We start from the raw sequence: 17,728 nt of genomic DNA, 5'->3' as shown, positions 1-17,728 counted from the left end.
CTGCGGCCGGCTTTGTCCCCCAAAGTACCTACAGACACGCTTTTCGCGACCAGGAAGACTAATACCGCTGGAACGCTTCTGCGTTCTGTCGATCCGTATCCCTCAGAGCGCGGATCGGCATGTGCGGGTCGGTTTTCGGGTAACCACCTGCATGGCGAGGGGCGGGCGGCTTCGCCGCCCCTCGCCTCTTCCCTCACCGGGATATCGGCGCGTCAGCGCATGACTCCGCGTCGCGCGTCAGCGCTCGATGGGCGAACGCGGGTGGGCGATCTCGTGCCAGAGGTCGACGACCTCGTCCCCGTCGGGATCGTCGCGACGACGCGAGCGGCCGACGACCGTGACCGCCACGCGCGGGTGCGGTGACGTGCGGATGTAGATGCGCTCCGACGACGCACCCTTGAGCGCCTCGGCCAGGTCGGCGCGGATGCGGTCGAGCGCGCCCGGGGACACGGCATCCAGCCCGCCCTCGTCGAGCACCGTCACGGTGCTGCCGCGCAGACGCGCCTCCTGGAGCCGCCCCCGGACCGCCTCGTCGAGAAGGCGGGGACCGCGGAGTTCGTCTCGGAGCGATCCCTCGGCCAGGCGCGCGCGTTCGCGCTCCTCCGGCTCGAGGTCGCCTTCGGATTCGATCGTGCGGATGAGGAGCGGCCCCGCGACGGCGAGGGCCTGCTGCACCCGGACACGGCGCTCACGGCGCCTGCCCTCCTGGCTCGCGAGCCACTCGAAGGAACGGCGTTGGATGCCGGTGAGTTCGGCGGTGTCGACCGCCGCCCGATCGACGAGTGCCGTCAGCAGCTGCGCGGCGACGACCCAGACGGCCGCCCCCACGAGGCCCAGCGCGAGCGAGGCGAGGACGCCGATCCACAGCGACGAGGACACGCCGAGGAGCACGACGCCGATCCAGGCGATGAGGGGTCGCCGGCGCACGGTGACGATCGTGAGCAGCGCACCGATGCCGCCGAGACTCCAGGTGGCGAACGGCTCCTGGCGTGCGTTCTCGGCGACGGCCGACCACGTCGCGAGCGGGACGAGGACCGTCGTGGCGAGAACCAGTGCACACAGCCACAGCGGGAGTCCGCCCACGCGCGGCGCGGCACCGCCGGGGGCGGGCTCCACCTGCGGCGCGTCACCGCCCGGCCGTGGGGTGAACCCCCAGAACACGCAGAGCCACGTGGTCACGAGGTACAGCGACAGGGCTGCGATGAACAGGGCGGGCTGCGGCACCGGCGCCGTCCACACGAGCCCGCCCACCGCCAGGTAGGCGGTGAAGACGACCGCCACGATCGACAATCCGGTCTGGACGCGCACGTTCATCGCGTGTACTCCCATCGCAGCTCGACCGCGGTGCCCCGGCGGGTGCTGCGCACGCGCGCCTGCCCTCCGACGGCGGCGACGCGAGCGACGATCGACCCGCTGATCCCGAGGCGATCCTCGGGCACCGCCTGCACGTCGAACCCGTCGCCGGCATCGACGATCCGCACGACGACGCGGCGGTCGTCCGCCGTCACTTCGGCGTGAAGGCCGGCGCCGCCCGCGTGCTCGATCGCGTTGACGACGGCCTGCGCCGCGGCCAGAGCGAGGGCGCGCGCGACACGACCGGGGAGCGGCTGCGCGCGTTGGTCGACCGCGATCCGCACGTCGATGTCGACGTCGTGCTCGGCGGCGGCGGCGCGGATCCCATCGACGATGAACGTCGGCTCGACGGGTTCGTCGGGCCCCTCTTCGGCCTCGCGATCGGCGTTCGCCAGCCTCGTGAGGGCGTCTCGCGCCATCCCGACGGCCAGGTCGCGCTCGCGGGGGGTCGAGGCACGCTCGGCGGCGATGAGGGCGGCCAGCACGCTGTCGTGCATGAGAGCGGCGACGGAGATCCGTTCCTGCTCGACGGCGTCGGCCGCCGCCGCCGCGGCGTAGGAGCGGACGGCATCCTCGCGGGTGCGATCCAACCGCTCCGCCAGCAGCCGCAGCATCCAGCCGATCATGATCATGACGACGGCGAGGATGATGGCGTACACGACCTGACGCGACACCTGGATGACGCTCGTGACGTCGGCGCCGATCTGAATCAGCCGCACGACGCCGTAGAGCACCGGCACCAGCGCGCACCAGAGGTACTGCAGCAGCAGCGGGAACGCCAGGGCCGTCGCCACGGTCGCCACGTTCAGCAGGTACCAGATCCACGGTTCGGCGGTGGCGGATGCCTCGCGGCCCGCCGTCGCGATCGGCCAGCAGATCAGCACGAGGGGGAAGATGATCGCGAACGCCGCGGCGAGCGGCCGGTAGAACCGCCCCGCGACACCGGCGGCGATCATGAGCACGAGGGGTCCGAACGTGACGAACGTGAGGACCAGGTTCCAGCCGTGGTCCTCCTGGGTCGACCCGATCGCGTGGAACAGGGACTGGAGCCCGAGCACGGCGCACCCGACGGCGATGACGAACGCGAGGATGCGCTCGACGCGCTCGCGGGAGAAGAAGGTCGAATCGGGCGGGATCGTCAGCATCCCGGTCGTCGCGACCTCAGCTGCCACCGGAGTCCTCGTCGACCAGGCCGTCCTCCATCGCTCGGCGGAGAAGATCCACCTTCGTCGGGGCGGGACGGCCCACCTCGACGTACTTGACCCGCACGCGGGTGATGTTCTCCTTCGCCGTCGAATAGGCGACCCCGAGCCGTTCCGCGACGGACTTCAGCGGCAGACCTGCAGCGTAGAGACGCAACACGTCGCGCTCGCGTGAGGACAGCTGCGCATCGGCGAACGCCCGGTCGCCGTCGATCGCCGACGCCCACTCGACGTTGTCGAGCGACTCGCCACGGGCGACCGTGTCGACGGCGGAGATGACCTCGTCGATCCGGGAAGCCTTGCTCACCACGCCGGCGGCCCCGGCGACCAGCGCCTCGCGCACCGCGGCGGGGCGGTCGGCCACGCTGTGGATGATGACCGGTGACCCGTCGTGGACGAGGCGCCTGACGTTCTCGGTCACAGTGGCCCCGTCGCCGAGGGTGAGATCGAGCACGACGACATCGGCGGGATGCTGCTGCGTGAGGGTCCGCCAGTCGAGGTATGCCGCGACGCTCTCTCCGGAGAAGACGACGCGCATCGTCTCCGTACGACTGCAGGCGGCCTCGAGGCCGAGTCGCACGGATTCGTGGTCGTCGATCAAGGCGACGCGGATCATGCGCTCACCTTATCCGTCAGCGCGTCAGCACGACGATCGCCTCGACGTGATGCGAGTGCGGGAACAGATCGAAGGCCCGCACCGACGGCGTCGTGTAGCCGTGCTCAGCGAAGGTGCCGAGGTCTCGGGCGAGCGCGACCGGGTCGCAGGCGACGTAGACGATCCGCTCGGGCGAGAGGGCCACGAGCCGTTCGACGACGTCCTTTCCCGCGCCGGCGCGGGGCGGGTCGAGGACGACGGTGCCGCGCGCGAGACGTGCGCGCTGGGCGGGCGTGGCGGTGTCGACGAGGTGGCCGAGCCAGCGGTCCACCCGCGCGGTCTCGGCGCGCGCGCCGATCCACGCCGCCAGGTTCTCGCCCGCGTGCTCGGTCGCCCGCGAATCGGATTCGACCGAGGTGATCCGGGTGCCGGGGCCGCCCGCATCCGCGACGGATGCCGCGAGGAGCCCGACGCCGCCGTACAGGTCGAGGTGCCAGCCCTCCGGATCCACCGATCCGGCCACGGCATCGGCGACCGCGTCATGCAGGGTTCCCGCGGCGAGGCGATGGACCTGCCAGAAACCACCGGCATCCACCTGGAACTCGCGATCGCCGACCGTCTCGACCACGACCTCGCGGGCCGCGGGGTCGACGGGCCCGGGGCGGCGCGAACGGGTCGACTCGGGCCGGGAGATGACACGCACGCGGCCGTCCGCCGGCTGGACGAGGTCGAGCCGGCCGGGCGAGCCGCCCTGGCGCCTCGCCATGGCACGGGTGATGCCGGGGGTCGCCAGCGGAAGCTCCTCGACCGGGATGACGCGGTGGCTGCGCGCGGCGAAGGGTCCGATGCGGCCGTCCTCATCGACGTGCAGGCTCACCCGCGTGCGCCATCCGGTGCCGTCGGGAGACTCCTCGACGACGCGGTCGCCCTTCACCTGCGCCGTCGGCGGCTCGATGGTGACGGGCGCCGAGGAGCCCGCGAACCGCGCGAGGGCGTCGCGGAGGACCTCGGCCTTCAGCTCGCGCTGGTGGCCGAGAGCGATGTGACCGAAGTCCGCTCCGCCGGGGCGATCCTCGGGCGCCGTCGCGACATCAGCGGGCGTCCACACGTGGGGGCGCCGGTGCGGGGAGGCATCCAGGACCTCGACGGTGTCGCCCCGCCAGAACGACGACTTCTTCGTGTCGGTGAGGGCGACGCGCACGCGTTCCCCGGGAATCGCGTCCGAGACGAAGACGACCCGGTTCTCGTGGCGGGCGACGAAGACGCCGCCGTGCGCGACGGCCGTGATGTCGAGGTCGAGGAGGTCTCCGGGTTGCATCCTCCGATGCTGTCACACCGCTCGCGGCTAGCGTGGTCCGCATGCGCGTCTGCCTCGCCTCCACCTCCCCCGCCCGCCTCATGCTCCTTCGCCAGGTAGGCATCGAACCCGCGACGCGGGCGCCGCAGGTGGACGAGGAAGCGGTGATCGCGACGACCGAGGCGGCGGAGGGCCGGACCCTGCCGCCCGAGGAGCACGTCCTCCTGCTCGCGCGTCGCAAAGCCGCCGACGTCGCCGGGACGCTCGCTGCCGAGGGGTTCGAGGGGCTCGTCATCGGGGGCGACTCGATGTTCGAGCTCGACGGCGAGATCCTCGGCAAGCCGTACACGCCCGAGGCGGCGCGCGCCCGCTGGCAGTCGATGCGCGGACGCACCGGCATCCTGCACTCGGGACACAGCGTGTTCCTCGTCGGTCCGGAAGGCGCCCTGACCGAGGCGTTCGCGGTGGCCGCAGCATCCGTCTCGTTCGCGGCGGATGTGACGGATGCCGAGATCGACGCGTACGTGGCGACGGGGGAACCCCTGCTGGTGGCCGGTGCCTTCACGGTCGACAGCCTGGGCGGAGCCTTCATCGAGCGCGTCGAAGGGGACCCGTCGACCGTCGTCGGGATGTCGCTGTCGACGCTGCGGCGGCTGGTGCGCGAGCTCGGCGTGGAGTGGACGACGCTGTGGAACACGGCGGGGACAACCCCGGCCTAGTGGACTCCGCCACATGAATCCCGCATGACTTTGTGCGAGTGATCCAAAGAGTCCGGCAGTCACGTGGGTAGGCTCGAAGCCATGCCTGAGAGCGTGAACACTGGAATCTCGAAAGTGCTGATCGCCAATCGTGGCGAGATCGCGGTGCGCATCATCCGCGCCGCACGTGACTCGGGGAAGGCCTCGGTGGCGGTCTACGCCGACCAGGACCGCGACGCGATGCACGCGCGCCTCGCCGATGAGGCCTACGCCCTCGGCGGAGCGACGAGCGCAGAGACGTACCTCTCGATCGAGAAGATCCTCTCGGTCGCCCGCCGCTCCGGCGCCGACGCCGTCCACCCCGGCTACGGCTTCCTGGCCGAGAACGCGGAATTCGCGCGCGCGGTCATCGGTGCGGGCCTCATCTGGATCGGACCGTCGCCCGAGGCGATCGAGGCACTCGGCGACAAGGTCACGGCCCGCCACGTGGCCGAGAAGGTCGGTGCTCCCCTCGCTCCCGGCACGCCCGGCCCCGTCTCCGGTGCGGACGAGGTCGTCGCCTTCGCCCGCGAGTTCGGCATGCCCATCGCCATCAAGGCGGCCTACGGCGGCGGCGGCCGCGGCCTCAAGGTCGCCCGCGAGTTCGACGAGGTCGAGGAACTGTTCGAGTCGGCGACGCGTGAGGCGATCACCGCGTTCGGACGCGGCGAGTGCTTCGTCGAGAAGTACCTCGACAAGCCGCGTCACGTCGAGACGCAGTGCCTGGCGGATGCCGAGGGCAACGTCGTCGTGGTCTCGACGCGCGACTGCTCGCTCCAGCGCCGCCACCAGAAGCTCGTCGAAGAGGCCCCCGCACCCTTCCTCACGGCGGAGCAGAACGAGATCCTCTACTCGGCGTCGAAGGCCATCCTCAAGGAGGTCGGCTACGTCGGCGCGGGAACGTGCGAGTTCCTCATCGGCGCCGACGGCACCATCTCGTTCCTCGAGGTCAACACGCGCCTGCAGGTCGAGCACCCGGTCTCCGAAGAGGTGACCGGGATCGACCTCGTGCGCGAGCAGTTCCGGATCGCCGAAGGCGGCACGCTCGACTACGCCGACCCCGAGCCGGTCGGCCACTCGATCGAGTTCCGCATCAACGGCGAGGACCCGGGCCGCGGCTTCCTGCCCGCCCCCGGCGACATCCACGTCTTCAAGACGTTCGGCGGCCCCGGTGTGCGTCTGGACTCCGGTGTCACCGCCGGCGACAGCGTCTCGGGTGCGTTCGACTCGCTGCTCGGCAAGCTCATCGTCACGGGCCGCACCCGCGAAGAGGCGCTGGAGCGCTCGCGTCGCGCGCTCGACGAGTTCGAGGTCGCCGGGATGCCGACGGTGCTGCCGTTCCACCGCAAGGTCGTGCGCGACCGCGCCTTCACCGGTGAGGACGGCACGTTCGGCGTCTTCACGCGCTGGATCGAGACCGAGTTCGACAACGACATCCCCGCCTGGGACGGCGAGGCGGGACCCTCGGCCGAGCCGGAGGGCCGCCACACGGTCGTCGTGGAGGTCTCGGGCAAGCGTCTCGAGGTCAGCCTCCCCGACCGCCTCTCCCACGCCCCTGCCGCGGTCGGACGCCCCGTCGCCGTGCCCCCGTCGCGGCGCTCGCACGCGTCGTCCGCCGTCTCGGGCGCGAGCGGTGACGCCGTCGCGTCCCCCATGCAGGCGACCGTCGTGAAGATCGCCGTCGAGGAGGGACAGCAGGTCGTCAAGGGCGATCTCGTCGTCGTCCTCGAGGCGATGAAGATGGAGCAGCCCATCCAGGCGCACAAGGACGGCGTCGTCGGCGCGATCAATGCTCAGGCCGGTGCGACCGTCTCGGCGGGGCACCAGCTGCTCACCATCTCCTGACGGAGTGAGGCCTCGAGGGCCGGAGGCGACCCGATCGGGTCCGCCTCCGGCCCTCAGCTGTAGGTGTCCTCGTCGCGGGCGACCTGGTGCATCGCCCGCGTCGCGTCGGTGATGCTCCCGGCGAGCGAGGGGAACACCGCGAAGACGCGGGAGAGCTGGTCGACCGTGAGCCGCCGCTCGACGGCGATCGCGATCGGGTAGATCAGCTCGGAGGCGCGCGGAGCGACGATGACACCGCCGATGACGGTCCCCGATCCCTCGCGCGCGATGATCTTCACGAAGCCGTCCTTGACGCCCATCATCTTCGCCCGGGCGTTGGCCGCGAGCGGGAGCTTGTGCACGGTGCCGTTGACGGCGCCCGACTCGATGTCGCGCTCCTGGCTACCGACGGTCGCGATCTCGGGTGCGGTGAAGATGTTGGCGGTGACGCGCTCCTTCTTGAGCGGGATGACGGTGTCGCCGAGCGCGTGGAAGACCGCCATCCGCCCCTGCATGGCCGCGACCGAGGCGAGCGGCAGGAACGTCGTGCAGTCGCCGGCCGCGTAGATGTTGGGGACCGAGGTCCGCGCGACGCGGTTGACCTGGATGTGGCCGGAGCCGGTGAGCTGGACCCCGGCATCCTCCAGTCCGATGCCCGCCGTGTTCGGGATCGATCCGACCGCCATGAGGCAGTGGCTCCCCTCGACGGTGCGGCCGTCCGAGAGGGTCGCGACGACGCCGTCCTTCGTGCGCTCGACCTTCTCGGCGCGCGACTTGGAGAGCACCTCCATGCCGCCCCGGGTGAACACCTTCTCGATGACCGCGGCGGCGTCGGAGTCCTCACCCGGGAGGACCTGGTCGCGGCTCGAGATCAGCGTGACCTTCGAGCCGAGGTTCATGTACGCGCCGGCGAACTCGGCTCCCGTGACGCCGGACCCGACGACGATGAGGTGCTCGGGGAGGCTCGTCATGTTGTAGAGCTGCGTCCACGTGAGGATGCGCTCCCCGTCGGGCTTGGCGCTGTCGAGCTCGCGGGGCGACGCGCCGACCGAGACGACGAGGGTGTCGGCCTCGACGCGGTCGAAGTCGGTGCCGCCGGGACCGGTCGAGACGACGACGGCGTGCGTGCCGTCGAGGCGGCCGTGGCCCGAGATGATGCGGACGCCCGCGTCCACGAGCTGGGCCCGCTGATCGTCGGACTGCTGGCGGGCGAGGGAGAGGAGTCGCTTGTTGACGGCGCCCAGGTTGATGGCGATCTCGGGCTTGAGCGGCTTGCCGCTGTCGCCGCGGGCGAACAGCTGCACGCCGAGATCCGACGCGCCGCGGATCGCGACGGCGGCGTCCGCCGTGGCGATGAGGGTCTTGGACGGGACGACGTCGGTGATGACGGCGGACCCGCCGATGCCCGCGCGCTCGACGAGCGTCACCTCGGCTCCCAGCTGGGCCGCTGCGAGAGCCGCCTCGTATCCGCCGGGGCCGCCACCGATGATCGCGACACTCTGGGTGGTCTCGAAGCTCACAGACATGTGGATCATTCTTTCAGGCTGACGGGGGTTCGTGCGCCGCGCCGCGGAACGCATCGTGTGGCCGAGCGCGTCGGCGCTTCCTAGAGTGGGAGCATGCACGAGGAGACCCACCCGCTCGACGATCCCGCCATCGACCCGTTCGAGGTCGCTGACACCGCCGCCGCTGACATCGCACGCCTCACCGGTGTGGAACGCCATGACATCGCCCTGACCCTGGGCAGCGGATGGGGGAAGGCCGCCGAGCTCATCGGCGAGACGACCGCGACGCTCGACGCGACGGAGGTCACCGGCTTCAGCAAGCCCGCCCTCGCCGGGCACGTCGGGTCGATCCGCAGCATCCTGACCCCCGACGGCAAGCGCGTCCTCGTCATCGGAGCGCGCACCCACTACTACGAGAACCACGGCGTCCGCCGCGTCGTCCACAGCGTGCGGACCGCCGCCGCGACCGGCGCGAAGATCATGGTCCTCACCAACGGCGCCGGCGGGATCAAGACGTCGTGGACGCCGGGACAGCCCGTCCTCATCAGCGACCACATCAACCTCACCGCGGACTCGCCGCTCGAAGGCGCGACCTTCATCGACCTGACCGACCTCTACTCGTCGCGCCTGCGCGATCTCGCGCGCACGATCGATCCGAGCCTCGACGAGGGCGTCTACTGCCAATTCCGCGGGCCGCACTACGAGACCCCGGCCGAGGTCCAGATGGCGAAGGCCATCGGCGGCCACATCGTCGGGATGTCCACGGCCCTCGAGGCGATCGCCGCCCGCCAGGCGGGCATGGAGATCCTCGGCTTCTCGCTCATCACGAACCTGGCCGCCGGCATCCAGTCGACCCCGCTCAGCCACCAGGAGGTCCTCGAGGCCGGGCGCGACGCCGAGCCCGTCATCTCGGACCTGCTGGCCCGCGTGATCGGCGTCCTGTGAGCGAGGCCGTGCTCGAGACCGCCCGTGAGTGGCTCGCGCAGGACCCGGATGAGGCGACCGGGGCGGAGCTCTCCGACCTGATCTCGCGCGCCGAAGGGGGCGACTCCGCTGCGACAGCCGACCTGCACGACCGCTTCGACACCCGCCTCGCCTTCGGCACCGCGGGCCTTCGCGGGGCGCTCGGTGCGGGCTCGAACCGCATGAACCGCGTGCTCGTGAGCCAGGCGGCCGCCGGCTTCGCGGCCTACCTGCGTGACCGTGCCGGCTCCGAGACGCCGTCGATCGTCATCGGCTACGACGGACGTCGAAACTCCGACGTGTTCGCCCGCGACAGCGCCGAGATCTTCGCCGGTGCAGGACTCCGCGCGATCCTCCTCCCCCGCCTCCTGCCGACGCCCGTCCTCGCCTTCGCGGTGCGCCACCTCGGCGCCTCGGCCGGCGTCATGGTCACGGCATCCCACAACCCGCCGGACGATAACGGCTACAAGGTCTACCTCGGCGGTGACGACGACGGCGCGCAGATCGTGTCGCCGGCGGATGCCGAGATCGCGGCGCGCATCGACGAGGTCGCGGCGCGCGCGGACCTCGGATCGATCCCGCGCTCGGACGACTACGAGATCGCCGATGAATCCGTCGTCGAGGCGTACGTCACCGCGACCGCCGTCGTCGCCCCCGCCCCAGCGGGCGCGGCGGGACTCAACTGGGTGTACACGGCGATGCACGGCGTCGGATACGAGACGCTCTCTCGCGTCCTCGAGACCGCCGGCTACCCTGCGCCGACGGTCGTGGCGGCGCAGATCGAGCCGGACGGCCGCTTCCCGACCGTCGCGTTCCCGAATCCCGAAGAGCCCGGCGCAATGGACCTCGCGTTCGAGACCGCCCGGGGCGCGGACGCGGAGCTGATCATCGCGAACGATCCCGACGCCGACCGGCTCGCCGTCGCGATCCCGGATGCCGCGGCCGCCGGCGGCTGGCACCGGTTGACCGGCAACGACGTGGGGCTCCTGCTCGGCTGGCGTGCCGCCCGCACCGCCACCTCGGGAACACTCGCGTGCTCGCTCGTCTCGTCGCCCGGTCTGCAGACGATCGCCGAGCACTACGGCCTCGACTTCACGGCGACCCTCACCGGATTCAAGTGGATCTCCCGCGCCCCGGGCCTCGTCTACGGCTTCGAGGAGGCGCTCGGCTACCTCGTCAACCCGGGCACGGTCCGCGACAAGGACGGCATCTCGGCGGCTGTCGCGATCCTCGGCCTCGTCGCGGAGGCCCGCGAGGAGGGCAGGACGCTCGGCGACCTGCTCGACGAGTCCGCGGCGACCTTCGGACACTTCGCGAGCGGCCAGGTCTCGCTCCGTGTCGACGACGTCTCGGTGATCGGCCGGATCATGACGGCCCTGCGCGCGGCGCCCCCGGCATCCATCGGCTCGGTCGCCGTGGAGCGCATGGAGGACCTGCTCACGGCGCCCGAGGGCTCGCCGCGCGGCGACGTCCTGCGCCTCTGGCTCGAGGACGGGTCGCGCGTCATCGTGCGCCCGAGCGGCACCGAGCCGAAGCTGAAGGCCTACCTCGACGTACGCGGCGAGTCCGCCGAGGATGCCGCTGCGCGCCTGAGCGGGGTCGACGCCGGTGTGCGCGCCGTGCTGGATGCGGCGCAGGCATGACGACCGCACTGACCGAACCGGTCACCCTCCGACACGGCCGGGTCGAGCTCGTGCCGCTCGACCCCTCGCACGCGGATGCGCTGGCATCGGCCCGCGACGGGCTCGAGTACGCCTGGTACACGGCGATCCCGGCATCCGTCCCCGATGAGATCACGCGGCGCCTCGCCGAGCGGGACGCGGGCCGGATGAATCCCTTCACGGTCGTCGTCGACGGTCGCCCGCAGGGCATGACGACGTTCTGCGACATCGACGCCGAGAACCGGCGCGTCGAGATCGGATACACGTGGCTGTCACGCGACGTGCAGCGCACCGAGGTGAACACGACGGCGAAGCGGCTGCTGCTCGGCCACGCGTTCGAGGCGTGCGACGCGATCGCGGTCGAGTTCCGGACCTCGTGGCACAACCGGCAGTCCCGAGCGGCGATCGAACGGCTCGGCGCCCGTCAGGACGGCGTGCTCCGCAACCACCGCATCGGACCGGGTGGGACGATGCGCGACACCGTGGTGTACTCGATCCTCCCCCACGAGTGGCCGGGTGTCCGGATGGGACTCGACGCGCGCCTCGTGGGCTGATCAGCCGTCGACGACCGCGACGAGCTCGTCGAGGAAGCCGGCGAAGCTCGTGCCGCGGCGGAGGATCCGCTGCACGCTGTCGCGCTCGCTGAACACCTCGACGAATTGCTCGAACACCGTCTGGAACGCCTCGCGGTCCGACTCCGAGAACGCCACCATCGCGACGACCTGCACTCGCCCGTCGCCCCAGCGGATCGACGGGTCGGCGAGGCCCACGGCGATCGCCGTCCGCGTCGCGGTCATGCCGATCGCGTGCGGGACGGCGAGCGCATCGGTGAACGCGGTCGACGAGATGCGCTCCCGCTCGAGCGTGCGATCGACGTAGTCCTCGGTGATGACACCCTGGGCGGCCAGGAGCCCGCCGAGACCGCGGATGACCGTCTCCTCGTCGGCGTCGGCGGGCAGCCGTGAGACGAACGCATCGGGCGAGAAATAGCGCTCGAGCTCGGCGCGGAGCCCCGCGAGGCGTCGCGCCCGGCGGGCACGCGCCGCGGCCTGCTGCACGCGCTCGACGTCGGGCTCGGTGAGGAACGGCTGGATCCGCACGAGCCGGTCGGAGGGCGTGGGGGGATCGATCGTGGTCAGCACCAGGTCGGTGTCGAGCCCTGACCAATCGGGATCGACGCGCGTCTCGACCGCGACGACCTCGATCTCGCGACCGAGGGCGCGATCGATGCTCGTGCGCAGCAGCTCGTGCATCTCGTAGTAGCCCGGGCAGACGAGCGTCGCCGTCAGCAGACGAGCGGACTGGCGCGAGCGCTCCAGGCGGCCGCCGACGTGCATCGCGATGTAGGCGATCTCGTCCTCGTGCAGCGGCGCGCCGACGACGACGCGGAGCTGCTCGGCCATGAAGACCGCCACGTCGAAGATCATCGGGTAGCTCGACTTCAGCGACCGGGTGAGGGCGTTGCGCGACCACGCACGATCCTGGGCGCGCTGCCGCAGGTTCTGGACGTGCAGCGCGAGCCTCAGGATGAAATCGTCGTGGTCGATGTCGACGAGGAACTCGGATGCCGCTCGCGCGACGACCGCTCGCACGGCCTCCTCGACGTCGGCGTCCAATCGGTCTCGGATGACGGCGTCGGGCTCCGCGGCACCCGGCGCGACGACGCGGGTCTGCACGAGCGCGGCCAGGTGGTCCCGGTCGCCGTCGCCGAGGTGGATGCCCAAGTGGGTCACGGCGAGCCGATCGAGCAGATCGGCGATCTCGCCGCGCGCCGCCGAGTCCCCGACCGGCTCGCCGTCGAGCCCGCGGCCGCGACCGACGCGGTCGGCGGCGATCGCGATGTGCATCATCACGTCGCCGATGCCGAACTCGTTCACGAGGTAGCCGAGTTCCCCGAGACCGTCGACCAGCTCGGCTTTGAACGCACCCAGGGCGGAGGTCTCGGCGGTGCTCTCGCCGAGGGCACGTCGGAGCGCCCGCAGATCGAAGGCGCCCTGCTCCATCTCGTCGTGGACGAGGCGGCTGAGTAACCGGCGCTGAGCCATCTCGGTACCCGACAGCCGCACGCGTTCGGCGGACCGTTCCAGCGTGAGCTGCGTGCCGCTCAGGAGCGCGCGCACCCGGCCGAGGTCCGCCTCGAGCGTCGCTTCGCTCACGTGGAAGTGCTGCGCCGCGGCGTAGACGTCGATCCCCGCGGGTGCGTCGAGCAGGTCCCGGACGAGTCGGTGGAGGCGATCCCGCGGCGTCTCCTCTGCGACCGTCCGCAGCGCCCCTGGGGCTCCGGGCCCCGGGCGGTACCCGGAAGGACCCGACTCGATCGCGTCGCCGCCGGGGACGCGGGCGTTGAGCGCCGCGACGTAGGAGCGGATGCTGCGGGGCGTGACCCCCACGACGTCGGCGAGCTCGCCGGCCGTCCGCCACGCGGCATCCCGGATCAGGAGCGCCATGACCTGGTCCTGTCTCGCCCGGCTCACCCGTCCAGTCAACCACCTGTGCGACCAGGGGGTTTCCTCCCCCGCGGAAGAACGGCTGGTTGTCGCTTCCTGGGAGTCGGATGAGAATGACAAGGAGACAAGGAGGCGGATCGATGAAGATCCTCGTCGTCTGCGGCGCCGGTGCGTCGAGCACGTTCGTCGCCCAGCGTCTGCGGCATGCCGCACAGCGCGAAGGCAGGGACCTGTTCGTCCGCGCCGGAGTGCCCGGCATGGTCGCCACGGAGGCCGACGCCGGCGACGTGGTGCTCGTGGGTCCGCACCTCGCCTCCGCCCTCCCCGACATCGAACGGGATGCCGCCACCCGACAGGCGCGCACCGTGCTGCTGCCGGAGGACGTCTTCGACGACCGTGACGGAATCCGCACGCTCGCCCTGGTGAACGCCGCGACAGCGGCAGACCGCAGTGAAAGGACCCCGCGATGAGCGCACCGGCCAGCCGGACCGTGAGGATCGGCTCCTCCAACGGCCTGCACGCCCGCCCCGCGAAGATGTTCGCGCAGGCCGCGAAGGATTCCGGCATCCCCGTCACGATCTCGAAGGGATCCGGCGGAGCGGTCAACGCCGCCAGCATCCTCAGCGTGATCTCGCTCGGTGCCGAGAACGGCGACTACGTGACGCTCACCGCAGACGGCGCGAACGCCGAAGGGGTGCTCGACGCCCTCACCGAACTTCTGACCACCGACCACGACGCCTGAGGGACACATGACTGAGCTTCGAGGAGTAGGAATCGGCCTGGGCGTGAGCCACGGCCCCATCGCGCGGATGGCGGAGCCGTTGCCCGCGCCGAAGGACGAGAAGAGCGCACGGAGCGCCGACGAGGAGACCGCGCGCGTCCGTGCCGCGATCGAAGCGGTCGCGCGGGAGCTGGAGCAGCGCGGCGAGACCGCGGGAGGTGCCGCGCAGGAGGTCCTCGAGGCGCAGGCCATGATGGCCGAGGACCCGGCGCTCGAAGAAGAGGTCACGAACCGCATCGGCGCCGGCAAGACCGCCGAGTTCGCCGTCTTCGATGCTTTCGCGTCGTTCCGCGACACGCTCTCCGCGATGGGCGGCTACCTCGGCGAGCGCGCCGCCGACCTCGATGACGTCGCTCAGCGCGTCATCGCCCACCTCCGGGGCGTCGCCGCTCCCGGAGTGCCCGACCCGGGGCATCCGTTCGTCCTCGTCGCGAAGGACCTCGCTCCCGCCGATACCGCGCTCCTCGACCTCGACAAGGTCCTCGCGCTCGTGACGACCGAGGGCGGCCCGACGTCGCACACCGCGATCCTCGCCCGCGAGAAGTCCATCGTCGCCGTCGTCGGCGTCCGCGGTGCGGCCGGTCTCGCCGAGGGCGAGACGGTCGTCGTCGACGCCGCGGCCGGTGTCGTCACGACCCAGCCGACCGACGACGACATCGCCCAGGCGGAGCGCCGCGAGGCCGACCGCGCCGCCGCGGCGGACGCCCCCGTCACCCCGGGGGCGCTCGCGGACGGGACCGCCGTGCCGCTGCTCGCGAACCTCGGCAAGCCGCAGGACGCCGCGAAGGCCGTCGAGCTCGGCGCCGAGGGTGTGGGCCTGTTCCGCACGGAGTTCCTCTTCCTGAGCTCCTCGCAGGCCCCGACCGTCGAGGAGCAGACGAAGGCGTACACCGAGCTGCTGCAGGCGTTCCCCGGCAAGAAGGTCGTCGTCCGGGCGCTGGATGCCGGCGCCGACAAGCCGCTCGCCTTCCTGAACGACGCGCACGAGGAGAACCCGGCCCTCGGACTCCGCGGCCTCCGCGCCCTCCGCGCCAGCGAGGACATCCTGCGCGAGCAGCTCACCGCCCTCGCCAACGCGGATGCCGCCACCGAAGCCGACCTCTGGGTCATGGCACCGATGGTGTCGACCGTCGAGGAGACCGAGTACTTCGTCACGCTCGCGAAGGAGTACGGCATCAAGACCGCAGGCGTCATGGTCGAGGTCCCCTCCTCGGCTCTGCTGGCCGACAAGGTCCTCGCCCACGCCGATTTCGCCTCCATCGGGACCAACGACCTGACGCAGTACACGCTGGCGGCCGACCGCCTGCTGGGTTCGGTCTCGTCGTTCCAGGACCCGTGGCATCCCGCCGTCCTGCAGCTCGTCAAGGCGACGGGCGACGGCGGACGCGTCAACGGCAAGCCGATCGGCATCTGCGGTGAGGCCGCGGCCGACCCGATGCTCGCGGTCGTCCTCGTCGGCCTCGGCGCGACCACGCTCTCCATGGCACCGACGGCGCTCGCAGATGTACGCGCCACCCTCTTGCACCACAGCCTCGACGACGCGAAGCGCATCGCCGAAGCAGCCCTCGCCGCATCCGATGCGGCATCCGCCCGAGCCGCGGCCCAGGAAGCCGCAGCACAGCACACCGCCGCATGAACCGCGGCACACAAAAGGAGACACAGCACATGTCAACGGCGACAACAGCCACACGCGGCGCAAGCCGCGCACGCGTCGGCGTGCAGCGATTCGGAACGTTCCTGTCGGGCATGATCATGCCCAACATCGCAGCGTTCATCGCATGGGGCTTCATCACGATGCTCTTCATTCCCGACGGGTTCTTCGGCGCCAACAGCCCCTTCGGCTGGCACTGGTTCCCGGTCGCGGAGATCCTCGGCGGCGGCGGCGACGTCTCCGCAATCGGGTGGGAGGGTGCACGCACCGCGCTGACCGCAAGCGACAACGGCACCTACACGGGCTACGTCGGCATCGTCGGGGCGATGGTGACCTACCTTCTGCCTCTTCTGATCGCGAACACCGCCGGCCGCATGGTCTACGACGCCCGCGGTGGTGTTGTGGCGACGATCGCCGTCATGGGTGTCATCGTCGGCACCGACCAGCCGATGTTCCTCGGCGCCATGATCATGGGCCCGCTCGCCGCGTGGGTCACGAAGCAGATGGACAAGCTGTGGGACGGCAGGATCAAGCCCGGCTTCGAGATGCTCGTCAACAACTTCTCGGCGGGCATCCTCGGCATGCTCCTCGCGATCTTCGGCTTCTTCGCATTCGGTCCCCTCATGCTCGGAATCGGCCGGCTGCTCGGCGGGATCGTCGACTGGCTCGTGTCGCTCAGCCTGCTCCCGCTGCTGTCGATCTTCGTCGAGCCGGCGAAGGTGCTCTTCCTCAACAACGCCATCAACCACGGTGTGTTCACGCCGCTGGCACTCCAGCAGGTCGAGGATGCCGGTAAGTCGATCCTCTTCCTCATCGAAGCGAACCCCGGCCCGGGCCTCGGCCTGCTGCTCGCGTTCACGTTCTTCGGCGTGGGACAGGCGAAGGCATCCGCACCGGGGGCCGCGATCATCCAGTTCGTCGGCGGTATCCACGAGATCTACTTCCCGTACGCGCTGAGCAAGCCCGCCACGATCCTCGCGCTCATCGCCGGTGGCGCAAGCGGTGTGACCGTCAACATGCTGTTCAACGGCGGACTCCAGTTCCCCGCCGCCCCCGGCAGCATCATCGCGGTCACGGCCGCGGCGATCGGTGCCGGCGTGCCGAACCTGCTCGTCGTCTACGCATCCGTCGTCGTCGCAGCCGTCGTCACGTTCCTCATCACCGCTGTCATCCTGCGGGCGTCCCGCAAGCGCGACCTCGCTGCCGAGGGTGACACCTTCGACGCCGCGATCGCGCAGACGGAGGCCAACAAGGGCAAGTCCTCGTCCGCGATGGACGCCCTCCGCGGCTCGGGTACGGCGACAGCCGCCGCATCCGCCCCCGCCGGCACCGCCGTAGCCGAGCGCGAGATCACGAACGTCGTGTTCGCGTGCGACGCCGGCATGGGATCGTCCGCGATGGGCGCGAGCGTGCTCCGCAACAAGTTCAAGAAGGCGGGCGTCGAGGGCGTCACGGTCACCAACAAGGCGATCGCGAACCTCGACCCGTCGGCCGACCTGGTCATCACGCAGCAGCAGCTGACCGACCGCGCGCGTGGAGTCACCCCCGACTCCCTGCACGTCTCGGTCGACAACTTCATGAACTCGCCGAAGTACGACGAGGTCGTCGAGATGGTGCGTCGCCAGCGCGGCGACGTCTGATGCACGCCGCTGCGGGGTCGGGAACAATGGTCCCGACCCCGCAGCATCCTTTTTTTCCACCCCCTCAGAAGG

Annotated in this window: 15 protein-coding genes; 9 read left to right on the top strand and 6 right to left on the bottom strand. The window is 71.0% G+C overall.

From position 1 onward, the window contains the following. Positions 1–237: 237 nt before the first annotated feature. Genes H286_RS0100865 through H286_RS0100850 form a run of 4 tightly spaced genes read right to left on the bottom strand, consistent with a single transcriptional unit; the run spans position 238 to position 4,468 of the window. On the bottom strand, positions 238–1,314 hold the full coding sequence (locus H286_RS0100865; RefSeq protein WP_020096735.1) for a hypothetical protein: 1,077 nt from the start codon (positions 1,312–1,314) through the stop codon (positions 238–240). Beyond that, positions 1,311–2,525 carry an ATP-binding protein gene (locus H286_RS0100860; RefSeq protein WP_018188758.1) on the bottom strand — a complete coding sequence of 405 codons (1,215 nt, stop codon included), beginning with the start codon at positions 2,523–2,525 and terminating at the stop codon, positions 1,311–1,313. The genes H286_RS0100865 and H286_RS0100860 overlap by 4 nt, the downstream gene beginning before the upstream one ends. Further along, positions 2,515–3,171 (bottom strand): response regulator transcription factor, encoded by a 657-nt coding sequence (locus H286_RS0100855; protein WP_018188759.1) that lies wholly within the window; start codon positions 3,169–3,171, stop codon positions 2,515–2,517. The genes H286_RS0100860 and H286_RS0100855 overlap by 11 nt, the downstream gene beginning before the upstream one ends. A 16-nt stretch (positions 3,172–3,187) precedes the next feature. Then, entirely contained in the window at positions 3,188–4,468 is a 1,281-nt protein-coding gene (locus tag H286_RS0100850) for a class I SAM-dependent RNA methyltransferase (RefSeq protein WP_020096734.1), read from the bottom strand. Positions 4,469–4,509: 41 nt separating this feature from the next. Between H286_RS0100850 and H286_RS0100845 the strand changes: the two genes are divergently transcribed. Both H286_RS0100845 and H286_RS0100840 read left to right on the top strand, forming a co-directional pair. Continuing rightward, positions 4,510–5,166 (top strand): Maf family protein, encoded by a 657-nt coding sequence (locus H286_RS0100845; protein ID WP_028497344.1) that lies wholly within the window; start codon positions 4,510–4,512, stop codon positions 5,164–5,166. Positions 5,167–5,247: 81 nt separating this feature from the next. After that, positions 5,248–7,029, top strand: a complete 1,782-nt coding sequence (locus H286_RS0100840) for an acetyl/propionyl/methylcrotonyl-CoA carboxylase subunit alpha (RefSeq protein ID WP_028497343.1) — start codon at positions 5,248–5,250, stop codon at positions 7,027–7,029. A 53-nt stretch (positions 7,030–7,082) separates the two neighbouring features. Here H286_RS0100840 and H286_RS0100835 read toward each other — a convergent pair whose 3' ends face one another. Beyond that, positions 7,083–8,534, bottom strand: a complete 1,452-nt coding sequence (locus H286_RS0100835) for an NAD(P)H-quinone dehydrogenase (RefSeq protein WP_028497342.1) — start codon at positions 8,532–8,534, stop codon at positions 7,083–7,085. 93 nt (positions 8,535–8,627) lie between these two features. Between H286_RS0100835 and H286_RS0100830 the strand changes: the two genes are divergently transcribed. From H286_RS0100830 to H286_RS0100820, 3 genes are read left to right on the top strand one after another with little or no spacing between them, the layout of a single operon-like run. Then, positions 8,628–9,458, top strand: a complete 831-nt coding sequence (locus tag H286_RS0100830; protein ID WP_018188764.1) for a purine-nucleoside phosphorylase — start codon at positions 8,628–8,630, stop codon at positions 9,456–9,458. Continuing rightward, positions 9,455–11,119, top strand: a complete 1,665-nt coding sequence (locus tag H286_RS0100825) for a phospho-sugar mutase (protein WP_020096730.1) — start codon at positions 9,455–9,457, stop codon at positions 11,117–11,119. The genes H286_RS0100830 and H286_RS0100825 overlap by 4 nt, the downstream gene beginning before the upstream one ends. Then, a complete protein-coding gene (locus tag H286_RS0100820; RefSeq protein ID WP_020096729.1) occupies positions 11,116–11,691 on the top strand; it encodes a GNAT family N-acetyltransferase in 576 nt (191 codons plus the stop codon). The genes H286_RS0100825 and H286_RS0100820 overlap by 4 nt, the downstream gene beginning before the upstream one ends. Here H286_RS0100820 and H286_RS0100815 read toward each other — a convergent pair whose 3' ends face one another. Further along, on the bottom strand, positions 11,692–13,584 hold the full coding sequence (locus H286_RS0100815; RefSeq protein ID WP_020096728.1) for a BglG family transcription antiterminator: 1,893 nt from the start codon (positions 13,582–13,584) through the stop codon (positions 11,692–11,694). Between the two features lie 140 nt (positions 13,585–13,724). On the opposite strand from H286_RS0100815, the gene H286_RS0100810 reads away from it, so the two are divergent. The 4 genes from H286_RS0100810 to H286_RS0100795 are packed head-to-tail and all read left to right on the top strand — an operon-like array spanning position 13,725 to position 17,656. After that, positions 13,725–14,054: a PTS sugar transporter subunit IIB gene (locus H286_RS0100810; protein WP_018188768.1), complete on the top strand. Its 330-nt coding sequence runs from the start codon at positions 13,725–13,727 to the stop codon at positions 14,052–14,054. Further along, positions 14,051–14,326 carry an HPr family phosphocarrier protein gene (locus H286_RS0100805; RefSeq protein WP_018188769.1) on the top strand — a complete coding sequence of 92 codons (276 nt, stop codon included), beginning with the start codon at positions 14,051–14,053 and terminating at the stop codon, positions 14,324–14,326. Before H286_RS0100810 ends, H286_RS0100805 begins: the two co-directional genes overlap by 4 nt. Before the next feature lie 7 nt (positions 14,327–14,333). Continuing rightward, complete coding sequence (ptsP, locus tag H286_RS0100800) at positions 14,334–16,001, top strand: phosphoenolpyruvate--protein phosphotransferase (protein WP_028497340.1); 1,668 nt, start codon at positions 14,334–14,336, stop codon at positions 15,999–16,001. Between the two features lie 29 nt (positions 16,002–16,030). Continuing rightward, the gene (locus H286_RS0100795) at positions 16,031–17,656 is read left to right on the top strand and encodes a PTS mannitol transporter subunit IICB (protein WP_028497339.1); all 1,626 of its coding nucleotides are present in this window, start codon (positions 16,031–16,033) and stop codon (positions 17,654–17,656) included. The last annotated feature ends 72 nt before the right edge of the window (positions 17,657–17,728 follow it).

The sequence above is a fragment of the Microbacterium sp. 11MF genome, from assembly GCF_000383475.1.
Lineage (GTDB): Bacteria > Actinomycetota > Actinomycetes > Actinomycetales > Microbacteriaceae > Microbacterium > Microbacterium aquilitoris.
The sequence above is the reverse complement of the archived record's forward strand: the minus strand, read 5'-3'. Positions and strand labels throughout refer to the sequence as shown.